20 protein-coding genes are annotated in these 24,609 nt (G+C 60.3%); 11 read left to right on the top strand and 9 right to left on the bottom strand.

Annotated features, from left to right (window positions below):
- The first annotated feature begins 36 nt into the window (after positions 1 to 36).
- The 4 genes from Q669_RS17340 to Q669_RS17325 all read left to right on the top strand — a co-directional run bounded on the left by Q669_RS17340 (position 37) and on the right by Q669_RS17325 (position 4,668).
- Positions 37 to 357 (top strand): DUF2288 domain-containing protein, encoded by a 321-nt coding sequence (locus Q669_RS17340; RefSeq protein WP_011787074.1) that lies wholly within the window; start codon positions 37 to 39, stop codon positions 355 to 357.
- A 61-nt stretch (positions 358 to 418) separates the two neighbouring features.
- Complete coding sequence (locus tag Q669_RS17335; protein ID WP_022993242.1) at positions 419 to 1,327, top strand: lysine exporter LysO family protein; 909 nt, start codon at positions 419 to 421, stop codon at positions 1,325 to 1,327.
- A gap of 108 nt (positions 1,328 to 1,435) precedes the next feature.
- On the top strand, positions 1,436 to 2,392 hold the full coding sequence (locus Q669_RS17330; protein ID WP_022993241.1) for an ABC transporter substrate-binding protein: 957 nt from the start codon (positions 1,436 to 1,438) through the stop codon (positions 2,390 to 2,392).
- A complete protein-coding gene (locus Q669_RS17325) occupies positions 2,389 to 4,668 on the top strand; it encodes a diguanylate cyclase domain-containing protein (protein WP_022993240.1) in 2,280 nt (759 codons plus the stop codon). Before Q669_RS17330 ends, Q669_RS17325 begins: the two co-directional genes overlap by 4 nt.
- On the opposite strand, the gene Q669_RS17320 is transcribed toward Q669_RS17325, so the two are convergent.
- The 3 genes from Q669_RS17320 to Q669_RS17310 form a co-directional block, all read right to left on the bottom strand.
- Positions 4,650 to 6,257, bottom strand: coding sequence for a Na/Pi cotransporter family protein (locus Q669_RS17320; protein ID WP_022993239.1), 1,608 nt, complete (start codon positions 6,255 to 6,257; stop codon positions 4,650 to 4,652). The genes Q669_RS17325 and Q669_RS17320 overlap by 19 nt on opposite strands.
- Before the next feature lie 69 nt (positions 6,258 to 6,326).
- Positions 6,327 to 7,535: an HD-GYP domain-containing protein gene (locus tag Q669_RS17315; RefSeq protein WP_022993238.1), complete on the bottom strand. Its 1,209-nt coding sequence runs from the start codon at positions 7,533 to 7,535 to the stop codon at positions 6,327 to 6,329.
- Positions 7,532 to 8,341 (bottom strand): TatD family hydrolase, encoded by an 810-nt coding sequence (locus tag Q669_RS17310; RefSeq protein WP_022993237.1) that lies wholly within the window; start codon positions 8,339 to 8,341, stop codon positions 7,532 to 7,534. Before Q669_RS17310 ends, Q669_RS17315 begins: the two co-directional genes overlap by 4 nt.
- A gap of 119 nt (positions 8,342 to 8,460) precedes the next feature.
- Here Q669_RS17310 and Q669_RS17305 point away from each other — a divergent pair, with 119 nt between their 5' ends.
- Together Q669_RS17305 and Q669_RS17300 are read left to right on the top strand one after the other, a co-directional pair.
- Positions 8,461 to 9,291: a polyphosphate kinase 2 family protein gene (locus Q669_RS17305; RefSeq protein WP_022993236.1), complete on the top strand. Its 831-nt coding sequence runs from the start codon at positions 8,461 to 8,463 to the stop codon at positions 9,289 to 9,291.
- A gap of 10 nt (positions 9,292 to 9,301) precedes the next feature.
- Positions 9,302 to 10,573, top strand: a complete 1,272-nt coding sequence (locus Q669_RS17300) for a D-amino acid dehydrogenase (protein WP_022993235.1) — start codon at positions 9,302 to 9,304, stop codon at positions 10,571 to 10,573.
- A gap of 2 nt (positions 10,574 to 10,575) precedes the next feature.
- Here the strand turns inward: Q669_RS17300 and Q669_RS17295 are convergent, their stop codons facing one another.
- Complete coding sequence (locus Q669_RS17295) at positions 10,576 to 10,947, bottom strand: hypothetical protein (RefSeq protein ID WP_022993234.1); 372 nt, start codon at positions 10,945 to 10,947, stop codon at positions 10,576 to 10,578.
- Here Q669_RS17295 and Q669_RS17290 point away from each other — a divergent pair.
- On the top strand, positions 10,946 to 12,190 hold the full coding sequence (locus Q669_RS17290; protein ID WP_036149911.1) for a methyltransferase: 1,245 nt from the start codon (positions 10,946 to 10,948) through the stop codon (positions 12,188 to 12,190). The two genes, Q669_RS17295 and Q669_RS17290, sit on opposite strands and share 2 nt — an antisense overlap.
- Before the next feature lie 77 nt (positions 12,191 to 12,267).
- On the opposite strand, the gene Q669_RS17285 is transcribed toward Q669_RS17290, so the two are convergent.
- Positions 12,268 to 13,473, bottom strand: a complete 1,206-nt coding sequence (locus tag Q669_RS17285) for an OmpA family protein (RefSeq protein ID WP_022993232.1) — start codon at positions 13,471 to 13,473, stop codon at positions 12,268 to 12,270.
- Between the two features lie 168 nt (positions 13,474 to 13,641).
- Positions 13,642 to 15,966 (bottom strand): ATP-dependent helicase, encoded by a 2,325-nt coding sequence (locus Q669_RS17280; protein ID WP_022993231.1) that lies wholly within the window; start codon positions 15,964 to 15,966, stop codon positions 13,642 to 13,644.
- A gap of 57 nt (positions 15,967 to 16,023) precedes the next feature.
- On the opposite strand from Q669_RS17280, the gene Q669_RS17275 reads away from it, so the two are divergent.
- Both Q669_RS17275 and Q669_RS17270 read left to right on the top strand, forming a co-directional pair.
- Positions 16,024 to 18,165 carry a tRNA(Met) cytidine acetyltransferase TmcA gene (locus Q669_RS17275; protein WP_022993230.1) on the top strand — a complete coding sequence of 714 codons (2,142 nt, stop codon included), beginning with the start codon at positions 16,024 to 16,026 and terminating at the stop codon, positions 18,163 to 18,165.
- 69 nt (positions 18,166 to 18,234) lie between these two features.
- On the top strand, positions 18,235 to 18,822 hold the full coding sequence (locus Q669_RS17270) for an ankyrin repeat domain-containing protein (RefSeq protein WP_022993229.1): 588 nt from the start codon (positions 18,235 to 18,237) through the stop codon (positions 18,820 to 18,822).
- A gap of 1 nt (position 18,823) precedes the next feature.
- Here the strand turns inward: Q669_RS17270 and Q669_RS17265 are convergent, their stop codons facing one another.
- Positions 18,824 to 19,933 carry an enoyl-CoA hydratase/isomerase family protein gene (locus Q669_RS17265; protein WP_011787059.1) on the bottom strand — a complete coding sequence of 370 codons (1,110 nt, stop codon included), beginning with the start codon at positions 19,931 to 19,933 and terminating at the stop codon, positions 18,824 to 18,826.
- Positions 19,934 to 20,147: 214 nt separating this feature from the next.
- On the opposite strand from Q669_RS17265, the gene Q669_RS17260 reads away from it, so the two are divergent.
- Positions 20,148 to 20,486, top strand: coding sequence for a c-type cytochrome (locus tag Q669_RS17260; protein WP_011787058.1), 339 nt, complete (start codon positions 20,148 to 20,150; stop codon positions 20,484 to 20,486).
- 26 nt (positions 20,487 to 20,512) lie between these two features.
- Here the strand turns inward: Q669_RS17260 and ppnN are convergent, their stop codons facing one another.
- The gene (gene ppnN, locus Q669_RS17255; protein WP_011787057.1) at positions 20,513 to 21,895 is read right to left on the bottom strand and encodes a nucleotide 5'-monophosphate nucleosidase PpnN; all 1,383 of its coding nucleotides are present in this window, start codon (positions 21,893 to 21,895) and stop codon (positions 20,513 to 20,515) included.
- A 122-nt stretch (positions 21,896 to 22,017) separates the two neighbouring features.
- Here ppnN and thiI point away from each other — a divergent pair, with 122 nt between their 5' ends.
- Positions 22,018 to 23,472 carry a tRNA uracil 4-sulfurtransferase ThiI gene (thiI, locus tag Q669_RS17250; RefSeq protein WP_022993228.1) on the top strand — a complete coding sequence of 485 codons (1,455 nt, stop codon included), beginning with the start codon at positions 22,018 to 22,020 and terminating at the stop codon, positions 23,470 to 23,472.
- On the opposite strand, the gene Q669_RS17245 is transcribed toward thiI, so the two are convergent.
- Entirely contained in the window at positions 23,473 to 24,486 is a 1,014-nt protein-coding gene (locus Q669_RS17245) for a histone deacetylase family protein (RefSeq protein WP_022993227.1), read from the bottom strand.
- Positions 24,487 to 24,609: the final 123 nt, after the last annotated feature.

Below are 24,609 nucleotides of genomic sequence, written 5' to 3'. Positions count from 1 at the left end.
TGGCGCCCCGCAAATGAACTGATCACCGAGGTTGTCATGTCATCCCCCCAGTCGCCGGAAGAAATCAAGGCCAAGCTCAACCTGGAGACCTCCCGCATTCACTGGCATGAGCTGCAAACCTATTATGCCCGGGGCCAGGTAGTGCGAGTAGCGCCAGAGCTGGACCTGCTGAATGTGGCGGCCCAGTTGGCGGCGGACAACAAGGCCCAGTTTGAGCACTGGATGTCCGGTGGGCAGGTGGGCGAGGTGGCGCCTGACCTCGCGCGCGCCTGGTACGACCGCAATGCGGAACTCTGGGCAGTCGTCATTGCCCCCTGGGTGCTGGTACAGGACCGTTCTGGTGAGCGTCTTCACTGAACGTCCCCGGTTTTCTCCCTAGTTGTCCTGCTCTTTATCCCTGTATTCGTTCGAGGTTTTCATGCTGACCGGTGCGCTCCTGATCCTGGCCCCGTTATTTCTGGGCTTTGCCATTGCCCTCTCCAATCGTCAGTTGATGACCGTGATTCACTATTCGGTGGAGGGCCTGGTGTATTTCATCCTGGCCCTGCTGGGATTGGGGCTGGGACAGATGGAAGGGCTGCTGGGCCAACTGGGTACCATGGCTGCCCAGGTAGCGGGGCTTGTGCTGGTCTTGCTGGTGGCGAACATGGCGGGCCTGTGGCTGTTTCACCGTTGGCAGCCAATGCACACGGAGGCGGCTGAAACCGGTTCCAGGCCCGGTTATGGCCGCCTGTTTCTGGCAGGCCTCAAACCGCTTTTGTCCGTGCTTATCGGTGCTCTGCTCGGGTATTTCCTGTTCCCGGATTTGCCGATGGTGGACGACGTGGCCACCTGGGCGCTGATGTTGTTGCTGTTCCTTATAGGGCTTCAGTTACGCAATGCCGGCCTGTCATTGCGCAAACTGCTGATGAACCGCCAAGGGGTGGGGATTGCACTGGCCCTGGTGGTTAGCTCCCTGGTGGCGGGGCTGGCTCTGGTGCCGGTACTGGATATCCCCTGGCATCAGTCTTTGGCCCTGGCCTCCGGGTTTGGCTGGTATTCACTTTCAGGCATTGTCATTGGCGATGCCCTGGGACCCGCCTGGGGCGGCGTCGCTTTCCTGAACGATGTGCTGCGGGAAATTATTGCCCTCGCCCTGATACCGTTGGTAATCCATACCCGGCCAGCCATGGCCATCGGCTACGGCGGAGCCACCGCCATGGATTTCACACTGCCGGTAATTCGCAGTAGTGGTGGCCTGGCCTGCGTGCCGGTGGCCATCGCTTCCGGCTTTCTGCTGTCTTTCCTTTCGCCGGTGCTGATGGGAGTCTTTCTGTCGCTGGGATAGCTTGATTTTGCTCAATTTGACCCGGTGCAATGCTTTGGTCAGATTTACGGTTATAGTGGCTACGGATTAGTATGCAAAGAATACCCACCTCTGTCCCGGAGCTTCTGGATGCACCGCCGTCACTTTCTGCACCTGACGATAGCTGCCGCTGTTGCTGCGGGAATGAGTGGTTGCTCCCGGCGAGATCCTCTGAGAACCGGTATTCATCCCTGGATTGGTTACGAACCCCTGTACCTGGCAGAAGAATTCGGCTGGCTGCCGGAGACAGTGCAGTTGGTGAAAGGCCTGGCGGCCAGTGATTCCATCAGCGGACTGGTCTCCGGCAATCTGGACGCCGCAGCCCTGACTCTGGATGAAACCCTCAGGGTTCTTGCCGCCGGGGTGCCCGTAAAGGCCGTTGCCGTCACTAATGTTTCCGTGGGCGCGGATGTGCTTCTGGTGCGGCCTGCAATTACCAGCCTTTCGGGTTTGCGGGGCCGACGGGTCGCGGTGGAGCTCGGCGGCGTGTCCGGCATCATGTTGTTTTCTGTGCTTGAGCGCGCCGGCTTGACCAGTAACAACATATCGGTGGTGGATTTACCGGTCCACGAACACATCGGGGCCTGGCAGCGTGGTGATATCGACGCTTCCATCAGCTACGAACCGGAGGCCTCCCGGCTGGCGGCCGAAGGCGCGGTGCGTCTGTTCGACAGCAGCCAGCTGCCGGAAACCATCTTCGATCTTCTGGTGGTCACTGATGCAGCGGTCAGTCGGCAGCCAGGCGCGGTAAGGGATCTGGTAAAAGGTCATTTTCTGGGCCTGCAACATCTGGTGCGCAACACGCACGATGCGGTCTATCGTGTTGCTACGCGCCAGCAGGTATCTCCGGAGATGGTGCGTCAGTCTCTGGCGACGGTGATGTTGCCGGAACTGTCTGCCAACCACCGCTATCTCACCCACAATGGCCGGCTGGAAGTGGTGGCAAAGATGCTGGCGAGTATTATGGCTCGTGAGGGGCTGATAGATGCGCCCCTGCACTATGAGCATCTGACCGATCCGGCTTTCCTGCCTCGGAGCCTGCCATGATGAAGGGGATGCTTTACCGCTGCCTGGTTTCGCTGTTGGTGGTTGCTGTCAACGTGCCGGCGCAGTTGGCAGCCAGCGACTCGGTCACGCTCGGCGTTTTTGCCTACCGGCCTGACAATGTGATCAACGAACGCTATCAGCCGCTGGCCGACTACCTGACCCTGGAAACCGGCATGGCAGTGAACCTGAAGGTTTTCAATCAGGATGACATGAACCGTGCCCTGGCGGCCAACCAGATCGACTTCTTCCTCACCAATCCCAGCCACTTTCTGGTGATTCGCAGTGAACGCAGTCTGACCGGAGCCCTCGCAACCCTGCGCCGCAGCTGGCGGGGTGAAACCACGGGCAGTATTGGTGGCGTGATTATTACCCGTGTTGAACGGGACGATATCAACCGCCTGCAGGATCTGGAGAAAAAGAGTATTGCCACGCCAGGGCTGACCTATCTGGGTGGCTATCAGGCCCAGGCGCTGGAGTTGGCCAGCGTGGACGTGGATGTTCGGCGCCATAACCGGATGGTGTTTCTGGGTAATCACGACCGGGTGATCCGCTCGGTGCTGACGGGCGATACCGATGTCGGATTCATCCGAACCGGCATCTATGAAGAACTGCTGAACGAGAACCCGAGCCTTGCAGATGAGCTGAAAATCATCAATCCGCAGCAGCTGCGAGGCTACCCGTTTGTCCTGTCTACCCGGCTGTACCCGGAGTGGCCTCTGGTTTCTCTGCCCCATGTCGACAGCAGGACGGTACGCCGGGTTGCTTCCGCCCTGTTTGCTCTGGAGCCAGAGCATGCGGCGGCGCAGGCGGCGGGTCTGGCCGGGTTTTCGCCGCCTGCAGATTACCAGTCGGTCGAAATGCTGACCCGAACCCTGCGGATGCCGCCGTACGATCAGGTGCCGAGGGTAACCTGGGTCGACATTCTCCACCAGTACCGGAACTGGGTGATTACCGTTGCTGTGCTGTTTGTACTGCTGGTGATCACCAGTCTCTGGCTCGGCCGCAAGAAAAAGCAGCTGGCCTCTGAAGAGCGCAGGCTGCGCACACTGATTGCCAGCTGGCCCCAGCCGATGCTGATGATCCGCAATGGTGAACTGGTGGACTGCAACCGGGCGGCCGTGGATCTGGTTGGCTATACCTCCGAAGCTTCGTTGTTGGGCAAGTCGCTGGAGGCCTTCTCACCCCATAGCCAGCCGGATGGAGCTCCGTCGTCACAGAAATCCGAGGCGCTCTTTACCCGGGTGACGGCCGGAGAAGTGTCCCAGACGGAATGGCTGTTTGTGCGTTCGAACGGAGAGCGGGTGTGGGTGGCCATGACCCTGGCCCCGGTTTATGAACACGGCAGCGACATCCCTTCGGTACTCTGTTCCTGGCATGACATCACGCGCAGAAAGCAGGCCGAGGAGCAGCAGCGATTGGCGTTAAGGGTGTTCAAGAATGCCCGGGAAGCGATTTTTATCACCGATGCCCACGGCGTGGTAATGGACATCAACGAGGCCTACACCCAGATCACCGGGCGGGATCACAAGTCTGCCATTGGCAGCCTGCCGCCCATGCCGGTAGATGAGGGCAGTGCCATACTGGTGGCCGCCAGCAGGCATGGAGTGTGGAGCGGAGAGTTTGCAGCCCGGCACCAGGACGGCCAGGCCATTGTCTTGAACCTGAGTCTGAGCAGTGTGCTGGACGAGCAGGGCGAACTGTCTCACTTTGTGGGTGTCTTCAGTGACATCACAAGGCAGAAAGAGATCGAGAAGCAGCTTCGGATCATGGCCCACTACGACGCCCTGACCAATTTACCGAACCGGGTACTGTTCTCGGATCGTCTGCACCAGTCCATGGCCCAGGCCCGTCGGCAGAATTACCGGTTGGCGGTTGTCTACATCGATCTGGACCAGTTCAAACCGGTGAATGATGCCTTTGGTCACGATGCCGGTGATGGCTTGCTGGTGGAAGTGGCCCGGCGCATGCGTGCGACCCTCCGGGAGGAGGACAGTCTGGCACGATTGGGCGGCGACGAGTTCGCCGCCATCATCGTCAATGTCCCGGACGCGGTTACCCTGGATATATTGCTCTCGCGTTTGCTAACGGTCATTGCCGAACCGGTGTGGGTGGCCAATCACAGCGTTGAAGTGTCTGCGAGTATGGGTTACACCCTGTACCCTCAAGGCGAGGAAATAGACGGAGATCAGCTGCTTCGCCAGGCTGACCAGGCCATGTATCGGGCCAAGCGTGAAGGCAAGAACCGCTATTACTGTTTTCAGGATGCCGATGCCTGATCATGGCTTTGGTTGAGTAGCCCCACGCCGTCCTGCCAATACAGCGCCTTGCTCCACTGATCGGTGAGCCGGCGCACGGCGCTGAGCTCATCCAGAACCTCGGCCCCCAGGCTGGAACTGAATTCCCGCCGGATCATCTTCTGCAGGGTGGCTGCTTTCAGCTGATGGTAGACGGTTTCGGCTTCCTGTAGCTGCTCCGGTACGGGCGTTTCTGAGGCCACCAGCGCCCGAATAACCTCGAAATAGCGGTTGAAAACCGACTCCAGCGTCTCGAAATCCCTGCGCCGGGCCAGCGCCCGGAGTCGAACCAGATGCAGGGTCAGCTCGGTGGCTTCCGCCAGGTAACGGCAGGTGCGAATGCTCAGCGTCAGGGCATCCACCACCGATGGATGCATTTTCTCGGCTCTCAGGCGCCCGATGTAGTCGGTAATGGCCAGGTTCAGGTTGCGCACGGCATCGGCCTTCGGGCGCACATCGGATTCCTCGAGGCTTTCCCTGTCCAGGCATACCCGCAGCAAACCCCGGCTGTGACCAATCAACCGCTTCATTTCCTGATCCACGGCGCCGATGGCCAGTTCCGGTGTCGTCACCAGAGTGTCATCGAGATAGCGGGGTTCGGCGTTGTCCTCTTCCTTGCTGCGAAACAGCCGGCCGAGAAAACGGGCGAACGGTTGGGTGAAGGGCAGCATGATGGCGGCACCCAGAACGTTGAACAGCGTATGGAATAAGGCCAGCGAAACCGCCGGGTTGGCTTCCAGGTCCAACAGGTTGGTCAGGGTATTCACCAGCCAGAGCATGGCCGGCAGCACCAGCAGGGCGATGACGCCGGTGACCAGGTTGAACAGGATATGCCCGGTGGCCAGCCGGCGGGCGTTTGCCGTGGCTTTCAGGGCCGACAGCGCGGCGGTTGACGTTGAGCCCAGATTGGCCCCAATCACGGCCGCGGCGGCATTGTCGAGCGGGATCAGGCCGCCAGCTGCAGCGGTGAGTACGATGGCCAGGGCGGCGCTGGAGGACTGGGTAAGAACCGTGGCCAGCAGGCCAATCAGCATGAAGGCCGGCAGGCCATAATCGGCGTTGATCAGGTGGCCGTTCTGGAAGCCGAGAGCCGAGGATTCGAGCGCGGTTTTGAGAATCGACAACCCCAGGAAAAACAAGGCAAAGCCTGCCAGAGCTTCCCCCAGAAACTGGTTTCTCGGGTTGCGGCTGACCAGTTTGAAGCCCACCCCGGCGGCCAGCAGTGGCAGCGCCATGGCTTCGATCTTGAAGCCGAAGCCAATCAGGCTGACCAGCCAGCCGGTCATGGTGGTACCGATGTTGGAACCGAAAACAACGCCCAGGGACTGGGCCAGAGTCATCAGGCCGGCATTCACAAACCCAATGGTTGCCACGGTTACCGCCCCGGAATGCTGCACGATACCGGTAATAACAAAGCCGGCGAATAGTGCCCGCAGAGGCGTTCTGGTCCAGTGCCCCAACATATGGCGGAGATGATGGCCGGCGGCGTTTTTCAGACCATTGGTCATCATCTCCATGGCCAGGAGAAACAGGGCCAGACCGCCCAGAACCTGGAAAACCGATGACAGCATGATGGATTATCTTTTTTATGGATGGGGCGTTAACACAAGCCTAGCAGAGCCCGGGTAGCTTTCAGAGTGTCAGACCAGAAACTTCCGGATGTCGAGTTTGTAATCGTCTGGATCGACCGCCCGAACGATCCGGTCCTGGTTGCCGGGGCGAGACAGATCGATGGTATGCACGGTTACAGGCATTCGGAACTTCGTGTTGTACATAACGCGCACCACGGGCAATCTCTGGTCAGATTCATTCGTTTCGATGACCACGCCCAGCTTGCCGCTTTCAAGCAAGACCAATGAACCTATCGGGTACAGCCCAACGCAACGGATAAACTGTTTCACCAGCGTCGGATCCAGGTGATCCCCGGACCACTCCAGCAGTTTCTTCAGCCCTTGAGTCGGCGTCAGGCCTTTGTGGTAAACCCGGTCGGCAGTGATGGCATCGTAAACATCCGTGATGGCAACCATGCGTCCGTACTCGGTGATTTCGTCGCCTTTGAGACCTTCTGGATAGCCGCTGCCGTCCAGTTTCTCATGATGTTGGGCGGCGGTTATCACGGTGATCTCGCCGATGCCTTCGGTGCTGGCAAGAATGTCACGGGAATGGCGGGCGTGCAGCTTCATGACCTCGAATTCTTCCGCCGTCAGTCGGCCAGGTTTGTGCAGAACCTCATCGGGCGTAAGAATTTTTCCGATGTCGTGCAACAAAGCGCCTACGATGGTCTGGTGCAGAACATCCTGAGAGAGTTGCCGGTAATGTCCGAACAGTGACATCAATACGCTCAGATTGACTGAGTGTTCCAACAGGTAATTGTCTTTCTCGCGGATCCGTCCCAGGCAACTCAGGGCATTGGCATTGCGTAGTACCGAATTTTGCAGCTCGTCTGCGAGCTGGTGAATCGGGGCCACATCAATTGCACCACCAATCTTGACGTTGTTCATGAAACTGCCCACCAGGCTTTGGGCCTGGCTGTGCACCTGTTGAGCAATAACTATTTCTTCTGCCAGAGGGGCCTTCGGGGTGTATCCCGGCTTCAGGGCTCCGGCGTTCTGCAGGGCCGTTTCATTGCGCTGATCCACATGCGCCGCCGGCTCGGAATCCTGGCAGTCGGCGCCACGGGTGACATCAATGTAGATATATTGCACGCCCATCTTGCGGATTTTTTCAATGGTCTCTTCCCGCTTGATCACCCCTTGCTTGCGCTGGGTGTTATGGGGGATCCAGTCGTTGTTCAGGTCGGTGATGTACATGCCGACCTTCAGGGCGGAGACAGGAATGCGCTTGATCATTGATGGGGGAAAAACGTTCTCAGGCTATTTTGATAGGTCTGACTTAATACCTGATCCATCGGCAACTCCTTAACGTCGGCAATTTTCTCGGCCACGAACGGCAGGTAAAACGGTGCGTTTTCACGGCCGCGATAGGGTACGGGTGTCAGGAACGGGGCATCGGTTTCCAGCAGGATCTGTTCGATGGGCGTCATGCGTACGATATCGCGCACGTTCTCGGCCTTATTGAAAGTGGTGATGCCGTTGAAGCCCAGGCACCAGCCCTGGTCGATGGCGTATCGTGCCAGCCCGGGCCCGGAGGTGAAGCTGTGAATAACCCCCCGGCGCTCAAGAGAATGCTCGAACTCTTTCAGAATAGCTATGGTATCGTCGTCGGCGTCGCGGCTGTGAATCACCACCGGACGGTCGCTGTCGCAGGCAATCTGAAGCTGCCGGCGAAACACCTCTCGTTGCACGGAGCGATCGGCATTGTCGTAGAAATAATCCAGCCCGATCTCGCCCACGGCCACGATCTTGTCGTCGGTGGCATGCTGGCGGATTTCCGCTTCCACCTCATCAGTATAGGTTTCCGCTTCATGGGGATGAATGCCCTGGGTGCCAAACACCCAGTCAGCGGAACCCGCCAGTTCGCGCACGGCGGCGAGGTTATCTGGCGACACCGCAATGGTGATCACCTTTTCGATGTTGACCCGCTGGCTTTGCTCCAGAGTATCGGACAACGGCCGGTCTTTCAGGTAGTCCAGATGGCAGTGGGTCTCGATGATCGGATGATCAAATACGGGAATCTCACGACGTTTCTTGCTCATGCCAGGGTACTAGACTCCATCAGGGTCGGTGTATGGATGCTATTCTGAGAATCTGATCACGTAAGTGTATCACTTTGTACGATTATTGACCTGCAACGGGGCGATAGGGAGTTTCCTTGATGAAATATACGGCATTTGCCCGTTCCTGGTTCTTGAATCCTGATCAACCGGCTCTCGAAGGTTATCCGTCGCTGTATGAGGGCGACGACAAGTTGCCTGCGCTTGAAGCCAGTCTGGAGGAGATCGGAGAGTACCAGCGGCGGTTGTGGGCCAATCGTAAGCAGGCATTGCTGGTCGTCATCCATGGCCCGGACACCAGCGGCAAGGACAGCCTGATCCGGACGCTGGCCACCTACGCTGATCCGGCCGGCTTTCACGCCTGGTCATTCGGGCGACCCAATGCATCGGAAGCCGCTCATGATTTTCTCTGGCGGGTGACACCCTATCTCCCCGCCTATGGCCAGATGGTGGCCTTCAACCGCAGTCATCACGAGGCCGTCATCGGCGAGCGAGTATGGCCCGTGCGAGATGCCGGCACCTATCACTGGCCGGCCCGGTTCGAGGCCATACGGAATTTTGAGCGTCACCTGGTCAGCGAAGGCACCTGTGTCGTAAAAATCTGGCTCAACCTCTCCGAGGATGAACATAAACAGCGATTGCTCAAACGCCTGGACAAGCCCAGGAAGCGCTGGAAGTTTGACCGCTCCGACATCGAGGGCTGGAAGCAGCGCGCCCGTTATCAGGCCTTCGCCGAGGAAGCCCTGGCGCAGACCCACACCGAGGAAGCGCCCTGGTTCATTGTGCCCGGGGACCGCAAACCCCAGGCCCGGGCGATTGTGGCGGCCTTGCTGGCCGGGGTGCTGAAACAGCTTGCGCCGGACTACCCGGCGGAGCATCCGGATGTACTGGAAGACTATCGTCAGCTGCTGGCAGCGAATGGCGTCAGCTAATGGAGGCAATATGCACATCGCAGTGGTAGGGGGTGGCGTGGTCGGTGTCACCACCGCCAGGGAACTGATTCGCCGGGGGCATCAGGTAACCCTGCTGGAGCGACACGACCTTGCCGGTAACGAGACCAGCAAAGGCAACGCCGCCCAGCGGTCTTACGGCGTGGTTTACCCCTGGGCTGATCCCTCCATGGTCTTCAAGGCACTGCCCTGGCTGTTGAAAACCGACGGCCCGCTCAAGCTGCGGGTGCCGCCTTCGGTCGACGCCGTCAAATTTATGTTTGCCACCCTGCGCTATGCCTGGAGTCCTGGCCTGTTTGGTCTCAACAAGCGGGCCATGCTGCGCCTGGGTGTCCACAGTCGGGAGCGATTTCTGGCTCTGGAACAGGAGCATGACCTGAACTTTGATGGCGACCACAAGGGCCTTCTGCACCTGGCCAGCAGCCCTGAGGCCATGGACGGTTATCGTGAGATCCACGACCTGCTGAATGAGCTGGGCATCGCCTCGCGGCTGCTCACGCCCGAGCAGGTGCGCGCCGTGGAGCCGGGTATGACCGGAGATGGACCTCTCTATGGTGCCATCAGCTATGACACGGACGGCACCGGCGATTGCCACCTGTTTTCCCGGGCACTGGCGCAGGTGTGTGAGCAGCAAGGTGCAAGTTTTCACTATGGTGTCGAGGTTGAGCGGCTGTTGTCTGATGATGAAACTGTGAACGGGCTCGAGTATCGAGCCCGCAGCGGCGAATTGGTCACCCTGGAAGCCGATGCGGTGGTGGTTTGCGCCGGATGCTGGTCACCGCAGCTGGTTCGGCCCCTCGGGCTGGACCTCCCGATCTACCCGGTCAAGGGTTACAGCCTGACGGTGCCCCTGAGTGATCCGGACAAGGCCCCGGCCAGCACGATCCACGACGATAACCTGAAGGTGGTGTCTACCCGGTTGGGTAATCGGCTCCGGGCCACGGGCTTTGTCGAATTGGCGGACTTCAATCGCGACATTCCTGAGGCGCGCATCGCCACTATCAAGAAATCCGTGCGTTCACGCTTTCCCGGCTGCGCGGATCTTGAGGCTGCCGAAACCTGGACCGGTTTCCGCCCCATGACTCCGGATGGCCCGGCCATTATTGGTCGCGGACCCCGCCGGAACCTGTTTCTGAATACCGGCCATGGCACCTTCGGCTGGACCCTGTCGGCGGGCAGCGCCTCGGTGATTGCCCAGGTCATCGACGGTGAGGAGCCGGCGGTGCCACTGGATGCCTTCCGGCCCGGAAGGTTCCAGGAATAGGCTCAGAGTTTGCGCTCGAGGTTGCCGCACAGGGTGTGAGCAAAGCCGACGTCCCGTTCGGAAAGCATGGGCAGGCGCTGGAATACCCACTGCGACAGCTTGCTGTCGGCCGGTGCCTCCAGCGCCGGTAACAGTGTTTCCAGGCGTTGTCGCAAGGCGCCGAGGCTGGCATCCGAGGCGACCTCGGGCGTGCTGTTACTCTGGCGCGCCAGTCCGGACAGCTCCCAGGCATACAGCATGACCGCCTGGGACAGATTCAGGGACGGATAGCTGACCGCCATCGGAAAGCCGGTAAGCAGATCGCACAGGGCCCGCGCAGCGGCGCCGACATTTTCCGGGACTTTCGGTTCAACCAGTACAAAGGCCAGTTTCATGACATTACCTCCGGCGGCGAGTTTACACCAAGCCTCGGGTTGTTTTTACCAGCGCTGGCAGTCTTTGAATGACTGGCTGCGGGAACTGGAGCCACTCTGGCGCCCCATCCCGTTCATGGAACCTGCCCCCGCCTGGCGCGACGCGCATCCGGACCTGGCGCGCTGGCTGGAGGCGCTTCCAGAGGGGGACTGTCAGGACTGGGAGGAGCGGCTCCCGGAACTGTCCTCGGTGTTAGCCGGGTATGTCCCGGCACTGGCCCGGTACCGGGATCTGCTTGATTTACCCCGTCTGGCGACCGAGGCCGAGGGCCGGCAGGCGGAACTGGCGGAGGTGGCCGCCGTTGATATGCCTGGCCGAAAACGACAGCAGGCCGGCGCATTCGCCGCTGCAATTTCACCCCTGGGCTATCCGGTACTGGACTGGTGTTGTGGCAAGGGGCACCTGGGCCGGACCCTGGCCAGGCGGGGTGCGGTGCAGGTAACCGGATTTGAGTGGAATCCGGAACTGGTGACCGATGGCAACCGCCTGGCCGAACACTACGGCGACCCGGTTCGCTTGTCTCATCAGGATGTGATGGTCGATGGGCTTAAATTGCCTGAGCGCCACCATGGGGTGGCGCTGCACGCCTGTGGCGATCTGCACCGCCGGCTGATGCAATCTGGTGCCCAGGCGCGTTTGCCCCGGCTCAGTCTCTCACCTTGCTGCTACCACTTGACCGGGGGGGGACGGTATCAGCTGCAGGCCCGGCAAACCCGGGAGTATGGCGAGTGTTTGTCGGTAGACCGCAACGATCTGAGGCTGGCGGTTCAGGAGACGGTCACGGCACCGGAGCGTGTGCGCGAGCAAACCATGCGCATCAGTACCTGGCGTCTGGGGTTCGATGCGCTGCAACGGGAGCTGACCGGCAACGGGCACTACCTGCCGGTGCCGTCGCACCCGGCCCGGCTCAATAATGGCCGTTTCGAGGACTTCTGTCGCTGGGCGGCGGCAAAGAAACAACTGACTCTGCCCGCCGATGTTGACTGGGCAGAATGGCTGGCGCGCGGTGAGGCGCGATATCGTCAGGTGCGCCGGCATGAACTGCTGCGCCATCTTTTCCGGCGGCCCCTGGAGCTCTGGCTGGTCCTGGACTATGCCGTGTTTCTGGAAGAACAGGGTTACCGGGTTCGACTGGGTATCTTCTGTGATCGTCAGCTGACGCCAAGAAACCTGTTACTGGATGCAGAACGTGAGGGCGGTTGAAAGCCTGAGCGCTTTCTGACTGCGGAATCAAAAAGAAAGGCGCCCGAAGGCGCCTTACCGAGGTTGCCCGGATTGCCTTAACGGCGAACCTGGATGCGTGCCTCAACACGACGGTTCTGGGCACGGCCAGCCGGCGTATCATTGGTGGCAACAGGCTCGGCTTCACCATAGCCCACTGCGCTGACACGGTCCGGATCGACACCCAGAGGCCCGGTCAGTCGACCGGCAACCGCTTCCGCCCGGCGCTGGGACAGGAACTGGTTATAGCCCGCTTCACCGGCGCTGTCGGTATGGCCAGCGATCTCAACGGTGGTTTCCGGGTATTCCTCCATGAAATCGGCGACGCGACGAATTTCGTTGTCATAGGCGTTGTCGATAACAGAGCTGTTGGTGGGGAACTGAACCCGCAGTTCAATGGTTTCCACCGTTTCAGTAATGCCCTCACAGCCGGTTTCATCCACCGTGGCGCCCGCGGTGGTGTCCGGGCATTGATCCTGGCTGTTCACCACACCATCGTTGTCGCTGTCGAGCTCACAGCCGCGACTGTTAACCTCGGCCCCGGCTGGGGTGTTGGGACACTGGTCGCGGCTGTCCGCCACGCCGTCATTGTCGCTGTCCAGTTCGCAGCCGCGGCTGTCGACGCTGGCCCCGGCCGGTGTGCCCGGGCACTGGTCGCGATTATCGGGCACGCCGTCGTTGTCGGCATCGGCCGGGGCTTTCGGGGCCGGGGCAGAAACCGTGCGGGTAAAGGCCCAGCTCAAGCCAAGCGAGACCATGGTGTCGAAGGTGCTTTCATCAATGCCATGGAATTCCCGCAGATCGCCACGAATGGAGATGCCATCACTGACGTTGTAGCGGAAGCCGGTACCCACATTGACACGGGTTTCATCGTGATCGGTACCTGCCGAGCGGTAGGAAATGGAATCTCCCAGCCCGAAGTCGGCATGGCCTGCACCAAGAGAAACGTAAGGGTTCCAGGCAGCTTCCGGGCCCGCGAAGTAATAGGTGCCGTCTACCCGGACTTCGTCGAAATCGGATTCGCCAGACACATATTTGCGGTCGGCATCGGCCCGTGAGTACACGGCTTCGACTGACCAGTGAGGGCGGAAACGGTACTCAACACCAACACCGAAGGTGCCGGTTTCACTCAGGTCCCGTTTATCGTCAAAGAGCTGGAAGCCGGCAAACGGGTTGATGTAGATGGTTTCCTGGCGTTCCGCCAGGGCTGGCGTCGTAAGGGATGTTGCAAGGGCGGCCAGAGCGACCGGGCGCATGAGTTTCATGCAGAACCTCCTGTCTGATTATTATGTCCTGAAGCTGTCTCCGTTGAAGACGGATAAACTCCGGTAAAACACCACGTTACTGAAAATCTAGGCCAGTAAGCCATAAAACACAAAATTTGGCATCTCTCGACGTCTTCGCATTTGTACGCAGCCTTCACAAGCGACAGATCAATCACCCGCTGGCCTGAAATACAGGTGCGCGCTTTTTTTACTGAAATTCAGCGTGTCGCCATTGCCAAACCGGACCTCGAACGAGCTTTCATCTTCCGAGATAACCTCGCCCGTGCCAAAGATGGCATGGGTCAGACGCTGCTGATGCCACACTGGTTCCGCCGTGTTTTGGCTGACCGTTCCTTCACTTTCCAGCTGAACGCCCTCGCGTTCAGCGTATCGCAGACTCACGGGGGTTAATGGGTGATCCAGCCTCAGGGGCTGGTCTGTCGGGGCAGTACCGGTATCCAGCGCGGAGCCGAGTTCCTGGGCTAATCCAAAGCACAGTTCGGAAACAAATCGACTGGGACCTTGGTCGCCCGACAGATGCGGGCTGGCCGGGGTGGGCCGGGTAATCAGGTGCAGATGGTGGCGGGTGCGGGTCATGCCCACGTAAAGCAGCCTGCGCTCGCTTTCCAGCAGGGCCCGGGCATCGTCCTGGGGACGCGGGCTGTAGGGCAGATATTTCTCCTGCAGGCCGGGAATGATTACCACGGGCCATTCCAGTCCCTTGGTCCGGTGAATGGTGGACAGCAGGACACCCTCGTCCCGATGTTCGCTGGCCTGTTGTTTCAGCAGGCTCAGGTGGTCCAGGGCTCCGTCGGCATTGACTTCCAGGCTTTTCAGGTAGTCGCGAAAACCCTGAATGGTATCAATCCGCTCCTCGGCACTGTCATGGGTCAGTGCGAGACTGCGAATACCCTCATAGAGATCCATGTGCTCGGCATAGACGGTGATCAGGCCAGCTACCGGCCCCTGATAGCGGTCGAGTTGCTGCAGGACTTCACCGAGTTTTTTCAGCTTTCTGGCCGCCATGGGCGCCAGGGCGTCGAAATCCAGACTGAGCAGCCGTTCGTGCCAGCCGGTGTCGAACGCCGCCAGGAACCGGGCCAGGTTTTCCAGTTCCGGTTCTTTCAGGCCCACATGGGGGAACCTCAGAATCTGGCGGGCAATGTCCAGTCGGTCATTTTCTGCGAGCTTGTCGAGCCGACGGGTAACCACCAGCAGCAAGGCCTGCACCGCCTGAACCTCGCGGCTGAACAGCGCGCCCTTACCGGCGTCGATCCGGTAGGGGATCTGGCGTGCCAGCAGTTTCAGTTCAATCGGCACGCTCTGGCTCCAGACCCGGAACAGGATGGCGCTCTGGCTCTGTTGTTCCGGCGCGAGTCCCTGCAGGATAGAAAGCACCTGGTTGCCATCGTTTTCGGCCTGATGTAGATGGATTTCGGTGTCGGGGGTACCCGGGTGGGAATGGCACATCACATCCCGGCGGCCGGTGTTGTGGCAGATCAGATGGTTGGCCAGCAGTGCCACCCGGTGGCCGTAACGGAAGGTGTAGCTAAGGGTCTGCTCCAGCGGGCTTTCAAACTCATCACTGAACTTGCGCAGAATGAACTCGGGCCGGGCACCACGGAATTCGTAGATGGTCTGGTCCGGGTCGCCGACCACGGTTACCCGGGCGCGGTCACCGGCCACATAACGCAGAAGCAGGTGCTGGATCTCGTTGGTGTCCTGGTACTCGTCCACCAGGATCAGATCCATTTTGTTACCCACCAGGCGCTGCAATGGCGGGTTCTGATGGATGGCCATCACCGGCTCATACAGCATGTCGGCGTAGCTGATACGGCTTTCGCTTTTACGCCACTGCTCGAAGGAATGGAACAGGTCAATCAGGTAGCGGTGTTTGTCGGAGTAGCCCAGCTCCTCGAACACCACCTCCGCGGGTGCCAGCCCGGTTTTGACGCGGTCGATAAAGCCGGTGGCGGTTTCGACAAAATCCTTCTTGTTGCGGCGGATTTCATCGGCCAGTTCCTCCGGTGCCAGCCGCCGGGTCAGCAGCCAGGCCTGGAAGCCGATCTCCTGTTCGGTCAGGATCTTTTCCGAAAAGCCCGGCAGATAGCCTTCGCGGACGAACCGACGATACAGCCGCAGGCCCATGGCGTGGTAGGTGCGGATTTCCGGCAGAGCCAGCCCGCTCTGATCGCAGACGGACTGTAACTTGCGCTCAAAGTCCACCTTGGCGCTGCGGTTGAACATCAGCACCAGCATCCGGTCCGGATCGTGGCCCTGGGCTAGCAGGTAGCGGATGCGCCAGGCCAGCGTGGAGGTTTTGCCACTGCCCGCGACGGCGGTTATCACCGCGTGCTCGTAGCCGGAGGTGATGATGGCGCGCTGCTCGTCGGTCAGGTAATCCGGTAGGGACAGGTGGTCGGGGGCTTGGGTTTGGCTCGGCATAGTCGCTATTGTACTGGCCAACTGGTAGTGCGGATAGCGCTGCCGCATAATCCCGGCATAGCTCAGGCGCAAATACCTTCTTATGGCCAGCAGGTCCGAATTGACGTGAATGATAAAACCGAGACAATCGCCTCAGGCTGGCGCGCGTTCCAGCACATCCTGGCAGCTCGCGGCCATCGCCGGCTGGTCTTGGTTGAGGGTGATCGGCAGGCTGCGATAGCCCGGGTAGCCGGGCTCTTGCCGGAATTGTCGGCCGCGCAGGGGCTATGGGTCGGTCGTGAACAGGATGCGATCATGGCCGGGCTTGGCCATATCCGTGTCAAAGATTACCGGCGTGTACTGGGCCGGGAACTGCCCGTGCTGGTCTGGGATGGCTGGGAGGGAACGTCTCCAGACGCGTTTGCGGCACTGTCCGGCACATTGCGGGCCGGTGGATTGCTGTTCTGGTTGATGCCCCCGCTGGCGAAGTGGTCGAACTTTGACGATCCGGACTATGGCCGAACCGGGCTGGATCGGACGAGTGCTCATCCCTTTGCTGCCCGGTTGGCGGCGATACTGGCCGAAGATCCCGATGTCATTCGGCTTGTGGCGGAAGATGCCAGCGTGCCTGATCTTAACCGGCCGGAACCGGTCAGGACGGGCTTTCAACCCGGGCAGACGGCCGAGCAGCAGACGCTGGTTGCCGACGTTGTGCGCGCTGGCCAGGGCCGCCGCCGACGGCCGCTGGTGATTACTGCCGATCGCGGCCGAGGCAAATCTTCGGCCCTTGGCATGGCTGCTGCCCGCTTGCTCGAAACCGGCCGGAAACGGGTGCTGGTAACGGCACCTTCGGCTGATAACGTGGCTACCCTGTTCGCTCACGCCCGGCAGGCACTGGGTGATGCTCTGGCACTGGATACGGCGACCCATCTGACCACCCGGTCCGGTCACGAACTTTGCTTTCTGCCGCCACAGGAACTGCTGTCGCAGCGGCCGGAGGCGGAAGTGGTCATGGTCGATGAAGCGGCGGGTTTGCCGGCCCAGTGGTTGAAAGCCGTGTTGCTGGGCTGGCCGAGGGTGGTGTTTGCCAGTACGGTGCATGGCTATGAAGGTACCGGCCGGGGCTTTGCCTTGCGTTTTCGACAGATTCTGGAGCAGGAAACTCCGAACTGGCGCGCCGTTAGCGTTCGCGAGCCCATTCGCTGGGCGCAGGGCGACCCGCTGGAGCGACTGGTTTTCCAGCTGTATCTGTTATCGGCAGACGCGCCGGAGCCGCAACCGTTCGTCGCCGGCGACGTACACATTGAACGCTGGCAACCTGCCGCGGCCAGCGAACAGACCCTGGCGGAGGCCTTTGGTCTGCTGGTCAATGCCCATTACCGGACCACGCCCGCCGATCTTCGGCAATGGCTGGATGACCCCGCCGCGATGACCTGGCGGGCCAGCGCAGAGGGGCGGACCATCGGCTTGCTCTGGGCATCCACCGAAGGTGGCCTGGCACCTGATCTGGCTGAAGAGGTGGTCGCTGGAAAACGACGGCTCAGGGGCCATATGCTGGCCCAGTCACTGGCCAATCATGGCGGCGCCCCCGCCGCTGCTACCCTGAAAACCCTTCGAGTGGTCCGCGTAGCGGTAGCGGAATCGGCACGCAGGCTTGGGGTCGGCCAACGGTTGGTGGCGGCTGCCCGTGAGGCCTGCGTTCAGGATGGAATGGATGCATTGGGTACCAGCTTTGGCGGCGAACCGGGTTTGTTGGCGTTCTGGCACCGATGTGGCCTGCGCATCGTGCGTATGGGGCTGAGCCAGGAGGCGTCCACCGGAGAGTTTCCCCTGCAAATGCTGATGGGCACCTCTGAGCCGGGGCAGCAGCTTCAGCAACAGCTGAGCAGCCGGTTCGCCCGACACTGGCAACATCTGGTGTCCCGCCATTGGTGCCAACTGGACCATGAACTATTGCTGGCCATCTGCGACGCCCTGCCATCATCGGCGTGGCTGGACGACGATGATCGCCGGGATCTGACTAACTTCGCGTATGGCTTTCGCGGCTTTGAACTAACCTTGCCGGTTTTGCAGGAGCTCTCTGCCTGCAAGGGTATGGCTCACCGAATTCAAAGCCATCCGGAGGCAAAGCTCTGGTGTCGTGCGGTATTGCAGGGCTGGTCCTGGGTGCAGTTGCAGGAGGCCGGCCTGTGCCGGGGCCAGCGCGATGCAGAGGCGCAGCTGCGGTTGCTGGCTCGAGAACTTCTGCAAAACGAGACGGAGTTGTGACCGGTTCGATTTAATTCCGGTGACTGGCTGAGCAGAATAGCTGCAAAACGCAAACAAGAGACTTCCGACATGGGCAGGGACGCGAGCAGCTATTTCCACCTGGTATTTTTCCTGGCACTGACGCTGCTGGCCGGATGCAGTACAACCGGGTCAGCACCTGAAACCGGAGAGGCCGATGCCGGCCCGGAGGAACTGATGGCTGCGGTGCGCGCCAATGAGGATCGGGCGGTACTTGAGCTGCTGTCCAAAGGGGTAAGGCCGGATGCCCAGGCCGGAGCGGAGCAAACCCCGCTTATGGTGGCTGCCACCAACGGTAACCGCCGCATTGTCCGGTTGTTACTGGCTGCGGGCGCAGAGGTGAATGCACGCAGTGCCGACGGCAATACCGCGGTTATCCAGGCTGCTGAAAATGGTCATCTTGCGGTGGTCCGGGCCTTGCTGGCGGCGGGCGCCAACGTGAACGTCAGCCAGGGTGGCGAATCCCTGTTGATGAAAGTGGTGGCCAGCGGTGACCTTCTGACCGCCGAGATGCTGCTGGCGGCCGGTGCCGATGTGCACTATCGCCGGGCGGATGGCACCACCGCTCTGGATCTTGCCCGCGCCAGCAACAATCAGGATCTTGAAATGCTGCTGGTGCAGGCGGGCGCCGCCCGCTGATTCAGAGGCTGTCCAGCATCATTGGGTCGGTCGTGTCATCCCACACCGGCTGGAAATGCCGTTCAACCACCTCTTGCGGCACTTCGGCAACCGAGGCGTAAGACCACTCTGGGGAGCGGTCCTTGTCTACCAGCAGGGCGCGAATGCCCTCGGCCAGATCGGGTCTCCGGGTGCACTCTTCGGCCATGGCCAGCTCCATACGGAACACATCTTTCAACGACATCTGCTGGCCTTTCTGTATCTGGTGCCAGATCAGCCAGGCGGTGACCGGGCAGCCGGTCTTCAGGGTATGGATGCACGCCTGCCACCAGGGGTCGGTACTCTCCGAATTCCCCAGTTTTTCAACGATGGCCGGTAGCTCATCGCCTGCACTCAGGCGTGCGATGGTCTGTTCGTGCTGTTCCAGGTGCCCCGGAGCCAGCGTGCGGTAATCCAGCGCTTCCAGCTGGTTCAGCAGGCGGAACAGGCGGTTGTCGTCGGCGGCGGTTTCACCGCTCCAGCGTTCCTCCTGCAGTCGTTCAAGCAGGGCGCTGCTCTGGTCTGCTTCGATCACCATATCCGCCAGGCCCACTCGCAAGGCGTCGGCGACATTCAGTCGAGCGCCAGTCAGACCCATAAACAATCCGAGCCGGCCCGGGAGACGGTTCAGGAACCAGCTCGCGCCCACATCGGGGAACAGACCGATGCTGATCTCGGGCATTGCCATGGTGACATTCGGGTAGATTAACCGGTAACGGCAGGCCGCCAGCAAGCCCAGGCCCCCGCCCATGACAATGCCGCCGGCCATGCCCACCACCGGCTTGGGGAACCGGTGCAGGGTAAAGTCGAGACGGTATTCCGCCGCAAAGAACCGCGCGGGTGCGGCTTTATCGCCATCGCCGGTCAGTGCCGGGTACAGGGCCCGGATGTTGCCTCCGGCACAGAACGCCCGGTCTCCCGCCCCCTGCAGAACCACCAGGCAGATACGGGAATCCTCGGCCCATTGCGCCAGCGCCTGCTGCGCCTGGTTGACCATTTCCTCGGTCAGGGCATTGAGTGTGCCCGGCTCGTTCAGGGTGAGCAGGCCGATGTGTCCTTCCCGGCAGGGGAGCTCCTGTACCTCAACTGGCATGGCTTGGTTCTCCGGTGGTATCTCTGATTGGGTATTTGTGGTTTGTTCGTACTGTCGTTCACTACGCTCAGGCGTAAAAGAGGACTATGGTCGCACGAAAGTCCTTGATCTATCACATTTGAGCTCACGGGCGGGTGTGCTATAAGTGAAACCTGAGTTACTGACCGGTTTTATGCCGGAATGTGAACGTTAAAACGATGAGAGGGTTAACACAATGAATCTGAAGCATCTTGCAGTAGCGGGCCTGTTCGCAGCTGGCGCGATGGTACCGGTCGCTTCCATGGCCGCCGGTGACATCGAAGCTGGTAAGGCCAAGGCCGCCGTTTGTGCCGCGTGCCATGGCCAGAACGGTATCTCTCAGGTGCCCATCTATCCGAACCTGGCTGGCCAGAAAGAGCAGTACCTGGTTGCAGCTCTGAAGGCGTACAAGGCAGGCCAGCGTCAGGGTGGACAGGCTCCGGTGATGCAGGGTCAGGCCACAGCCCTGAGCGATGCTGACATTGCCAACCTGGCAGCTTACTACGCCAGCCTGCCGGCCGACGGCGGCAAGTAAGACGTTGTGTTTGTCAGTGTTGCGGCTCAGGCCGCACCACTGACAATGCGATAGCTCGGACGGTAGGCTGAGGACCCGGGTAGCTTCATCCGGTTCTGCGCCACAAACTGCTCCAGCATGGCCTCCAGAGGCTTGATCAGCGTCGGGTCACCAGCGATTTCAAACGGCCCTTTCTCCTGCACCTGCCGGATTCCGCTTTCCTTCACGTTACCCGCCACAATCCCGCTGAACGCTTTGCGCAGATTCGCCGCAATCAGGTGAACCGGTTGATCGCGATGCAGTTCCAGGGCCCGCATGTTGTCATGGTTCGGCTCGAACGGTAGCTGGAATACCGGATCTATCTTCAGCATCCAGTTGAAGTAGTAGGCATCCTGCATGGCACGGCGGAAGGTCTCCACGTCTTTCATGCCCTGCTTCATGGTCTGGGCGACCCGTATCGGATCATCGATGATGATCTCGTATTTGCTGGCAGCCTCATCGCCCAGGGCGTTGCGGATAAACTTGTCGATCATTTCGAAGTATTCGGCATTTTCCTGGCGGCCGGTAAACACCACCGGGAAAGGCAGGTCAACGTTGTCCGGGTGCAGCAGAATGCCGAGCAGGTACAGAATCTCCTCTGCGGTGCCTACGCCGCCCGGGAATACAATCACACCATGGCCACAGCGAACAAAGGCCTCGAGACGCTTCTCGATATCCGGCATGATCACCAGCTCGTTTACAATCGGGTTCGGCGCCTCGGCACCGATAATGCCCGGCTCAGTAATGCCGATGTAACGGCCATTCTTCACCCGTTGCTTGGCGTGGCCGATGGTGGCGCCTTTCATCGGGCCTTTCATGGCGCCCGGGCCGCAACCGGTGCAGATACTCAGGCCGCGCAGCCCCAACTGGTGCCCGACATCCTTGCTGTACTGGTATTCGTCGTGGCTGATGGAATGGCCGCCCCAGCACACCACCAGGTCTGGCTGACGCCCCGCCTCCAGTACCCTGGCGTTGCGCAGAATGTGGAACACCAGGTTGGTGAGGTCTTCGGGGTTGTCTTTGCGGAAGCCGGCCACGCTGTTGGGCAGGGAATGGCTGTAAACGATATCGCGCAGTACAGAAAACAGGTGCTCCCGGATGGCACGTAGCATTTCGCCGTCCACAAAGGCGTGGCCGGGCGCATTGATCAGCTCCAGTTTCAGTCCCCGGGGCTGGGGCACCAGCCGTACATCGAAGTCGGCGTGGGCTTCCATCAATTCCTTACAGTCGTCGGTTTCGACGCCGGTATTGAGCACGGCCAGTGCACACTGACGGAACAGGCGATACAGACCACCCTCGCTCTTGTCCTTGAGCCGGTTTACCTCGTAGTTGGAAAGGATCTCGAGGCTGCCCTCGGGGGAGACCAGGGCATTCATGGTGGTTTCAGTCATCGGTGGTGAAGCTCCTGATGGTTTCGGCAATGACGGATTTTGAGCCAGTTTGGCGAAAGGGTACACTAAGGCCTTTCCGGCTTTTACGCCACCCGACGTTATTCCGATCAAAGTCTTTTTTTATGAAATTGCTGATTCGTCCCGCCCCTGAAGTGGCTATCAAGAGTAAACCCGTTCGCCAGCAGCAGATGCGCCAGTTGCGGCAGAATATCCGTAAATTACTGGCCCGTCTGGATCCGGAGATCCGTGTGGATGGCAGCTGGGACCGGGTGGATGTGGATGTGCCCGATGGCCGCAGCCTTGCCGGCCCGGTGATTGATGAGCTGGTGCGCATTCCCGGCATCTCGACCATTCAGGAGATCGGGGTGTTTCCGTTTGTCGATCTTGACGATGTGGGCGAAAAGGCGGTGCAGGCCTATGCCGAACGCCTGAAAGGCAAGACGTTTGCCGTTCGCGCCCGCCGCCATGGCGATCATGATTTCCGTTCCATTGACCTTGAGCGTTCAGTGGGCGCGGCGTTGTTGCAGGGCTCCGACGCCAAAGGCGTAGATCTGAAATCACCGGATTTGGAAGTTCGTATTGAGGTAAAGGACGACAGCTACCATATTGCCCATCGTCGCCATGAGGGTCTTGGCGGTTATCCGCTGGGGACGGTGGAAACGGTGATGACGCTGATTTCCGGCGGCTACGACTCGTCGGTGGCTGCCTACCTGATGATGCGCCGCGGCATTCGCAGTCATTATCTGTTCTTTAATCTGGGCGGTGCGGCCCATGAAGTGGGCGTGCGCCAGGTGGCTCACTATCTGTGGGAGCGTTATGGTTCGTCCCACAACGTCAAGTTTATTTCTGTGCCGTTTGAGGGTGTGGTCGCTGAGATCATGCGCTCGGTCAACCATCGCCACTGGGGTGTGGTGCTCAAGCGGATGATGCTCAAGGCCGCAGCCGAGATCGCCCGGGATTACAACGCCTCGGGGCTGGTGATGGGCGATGCGGTGGCTCAGGTCTCCAGCCAGACCTTGACCAACCTGAATGTGGTGGACCGTGCCAGTGATGAGGTGGTGCTGCGCCCGCTGATTGCCATGGACAAGCAGGAAATCATTCGAATTGCCAAGGACATCGGTACCGAGCCGTTTGCCCGCAACATGCCGGAGTATTGCGGCGTGATTTCCAGCAAGCCGGTCACCCGTGCCAAGCTGCATCGCGTGGAGGAAGAAGAGGCGAACATGGACCCGGCCGCCCTGGCCGATGCCATCGCTAACCGCACCGACACCATGGTCAGCCAGCTCCTGGACAGCACCCAGACGCCGGAAGAGGTGGAGTTGATCCAGACGCCGTCGGTAGATGACGTGATTATCGACGTTCGCCACCCGTCTGAAGAAGAACGCTCGCCACTGACCCTGACCAACAACGACGTGCTCAAGATTCCTTTCTACGAGTTGAATCAGCAGGTGGCGGAACTGCCGGGCAACCGCCAGTACCTGCTGTACTGTGACCGGGGCACCATGAGCCGCATGCACGCCGGCCACCTGAAGGCTGAGGGGCATGGCAATATCAAGGTGTATGCCCCGGCGGTCTGATCAGCCCTCCAACCCCTTGAAAAACTGCTGGACGTTCTCGCTGAGGGCGTCCAGGTCATACCCGCCTTCCTGCACCACCAGCGTGGGTAAGCCCAACTGACGAAGGTGCGTACTCAGCCGACAGAAGCCTTCGGAAGTCACCGAAACTTTCGCCTGCGGGTCGTTCTTGTAGATATCGAAGCCCAGGGTCAGGATCAGCACATCCGGCTGGTACAGGCGAATGGCGGCCAAGGCTTCATCCAGTTTCGCGAAGAAATCGTCCTCGCTGGAGCCGTGGGGCATGGGCAGGTTGATGTTGTAGCCATAGCCTTCTCCTTCCCCACGTTCGTCCTCGAAGCCGCTGACCACCGGATAGAAATTGGTGGGGTCGCCGTGGATGGAGATGTACAGCACGTCGCTGCGGTCGTAGAAGATCTCCTGAATGCCCTGGCCGTGATGCATGTCGGTGTCCAGGATCACCGTTCGCGGGAACCTGCTCTTCAAGTGCTCGGCCGCGATGGCGGCGTTGTTCAGGTAGCAGAATCCACCGGCGGCATCCTTGCGGGCGTGATGGCCTGGTGGCCTGCACACAGCGTAGGCGTTGCGCTCTCCGGCGATCAGCGCGTCGGCGGCACCCAGGGCGGTCTGGGCCGACCAGTAGGCCGCTTTCCAGGTATTCTCGCCAATGGGGCAGCTGCCGTCTGCCAGGTAACAGGCGGCTTCTGCCAGGATGCCCCGCATGGCGTTGGGGGAACGTACGAAAATATTCGACATTACCTCGTCGCCCCAGTCTTCCATTTCCATCCAGCGCCGGTGGGCGGATTCGAGGAATCGCAGGTAACCCAGGTCGTGCACCTTGGAGATCGGGCCGGCGCCCTGGTCGGCCGGCTGCAGTACCGGGATGCCCATGGCTTTCAGGCCTTCGAGCATCTGGCCGGTGCGATCAGGCACCTCCTGAGGCTGGCGCATCTGGCCTCGGGTGAAATACGTCTTCGGGACGTGCAGGTCCTGCGTCGGATGAAAAAATGCTTTCATGAATCCGTCTCCTTGGGGTGTCAGGGAGAGCCTGTAAAAACTCTCCTTCGAGTATAGGCAGTCACCCGCCCGGGTCAAAAATGACGGCCAGGAAATCTCCCCCTGACTTTACAGGCCGCCACT

Source organism: Marinobacter sp. C1S70 (genome assembly GCF_000475355.1).
Taxonomy (GTDB): domain Bacteria; phylum Pseudomonadota; class Gammaproteobacteria; order Pseudomonadales; family Oleiphilaceae; genus Marinobacter; species Marinobacter nauticus.
The sequence above is the reverse complement of the archived record's forward strand: the minus strand, read 5'-3'. Positions and strand labels throughout refer to the sequence as shown.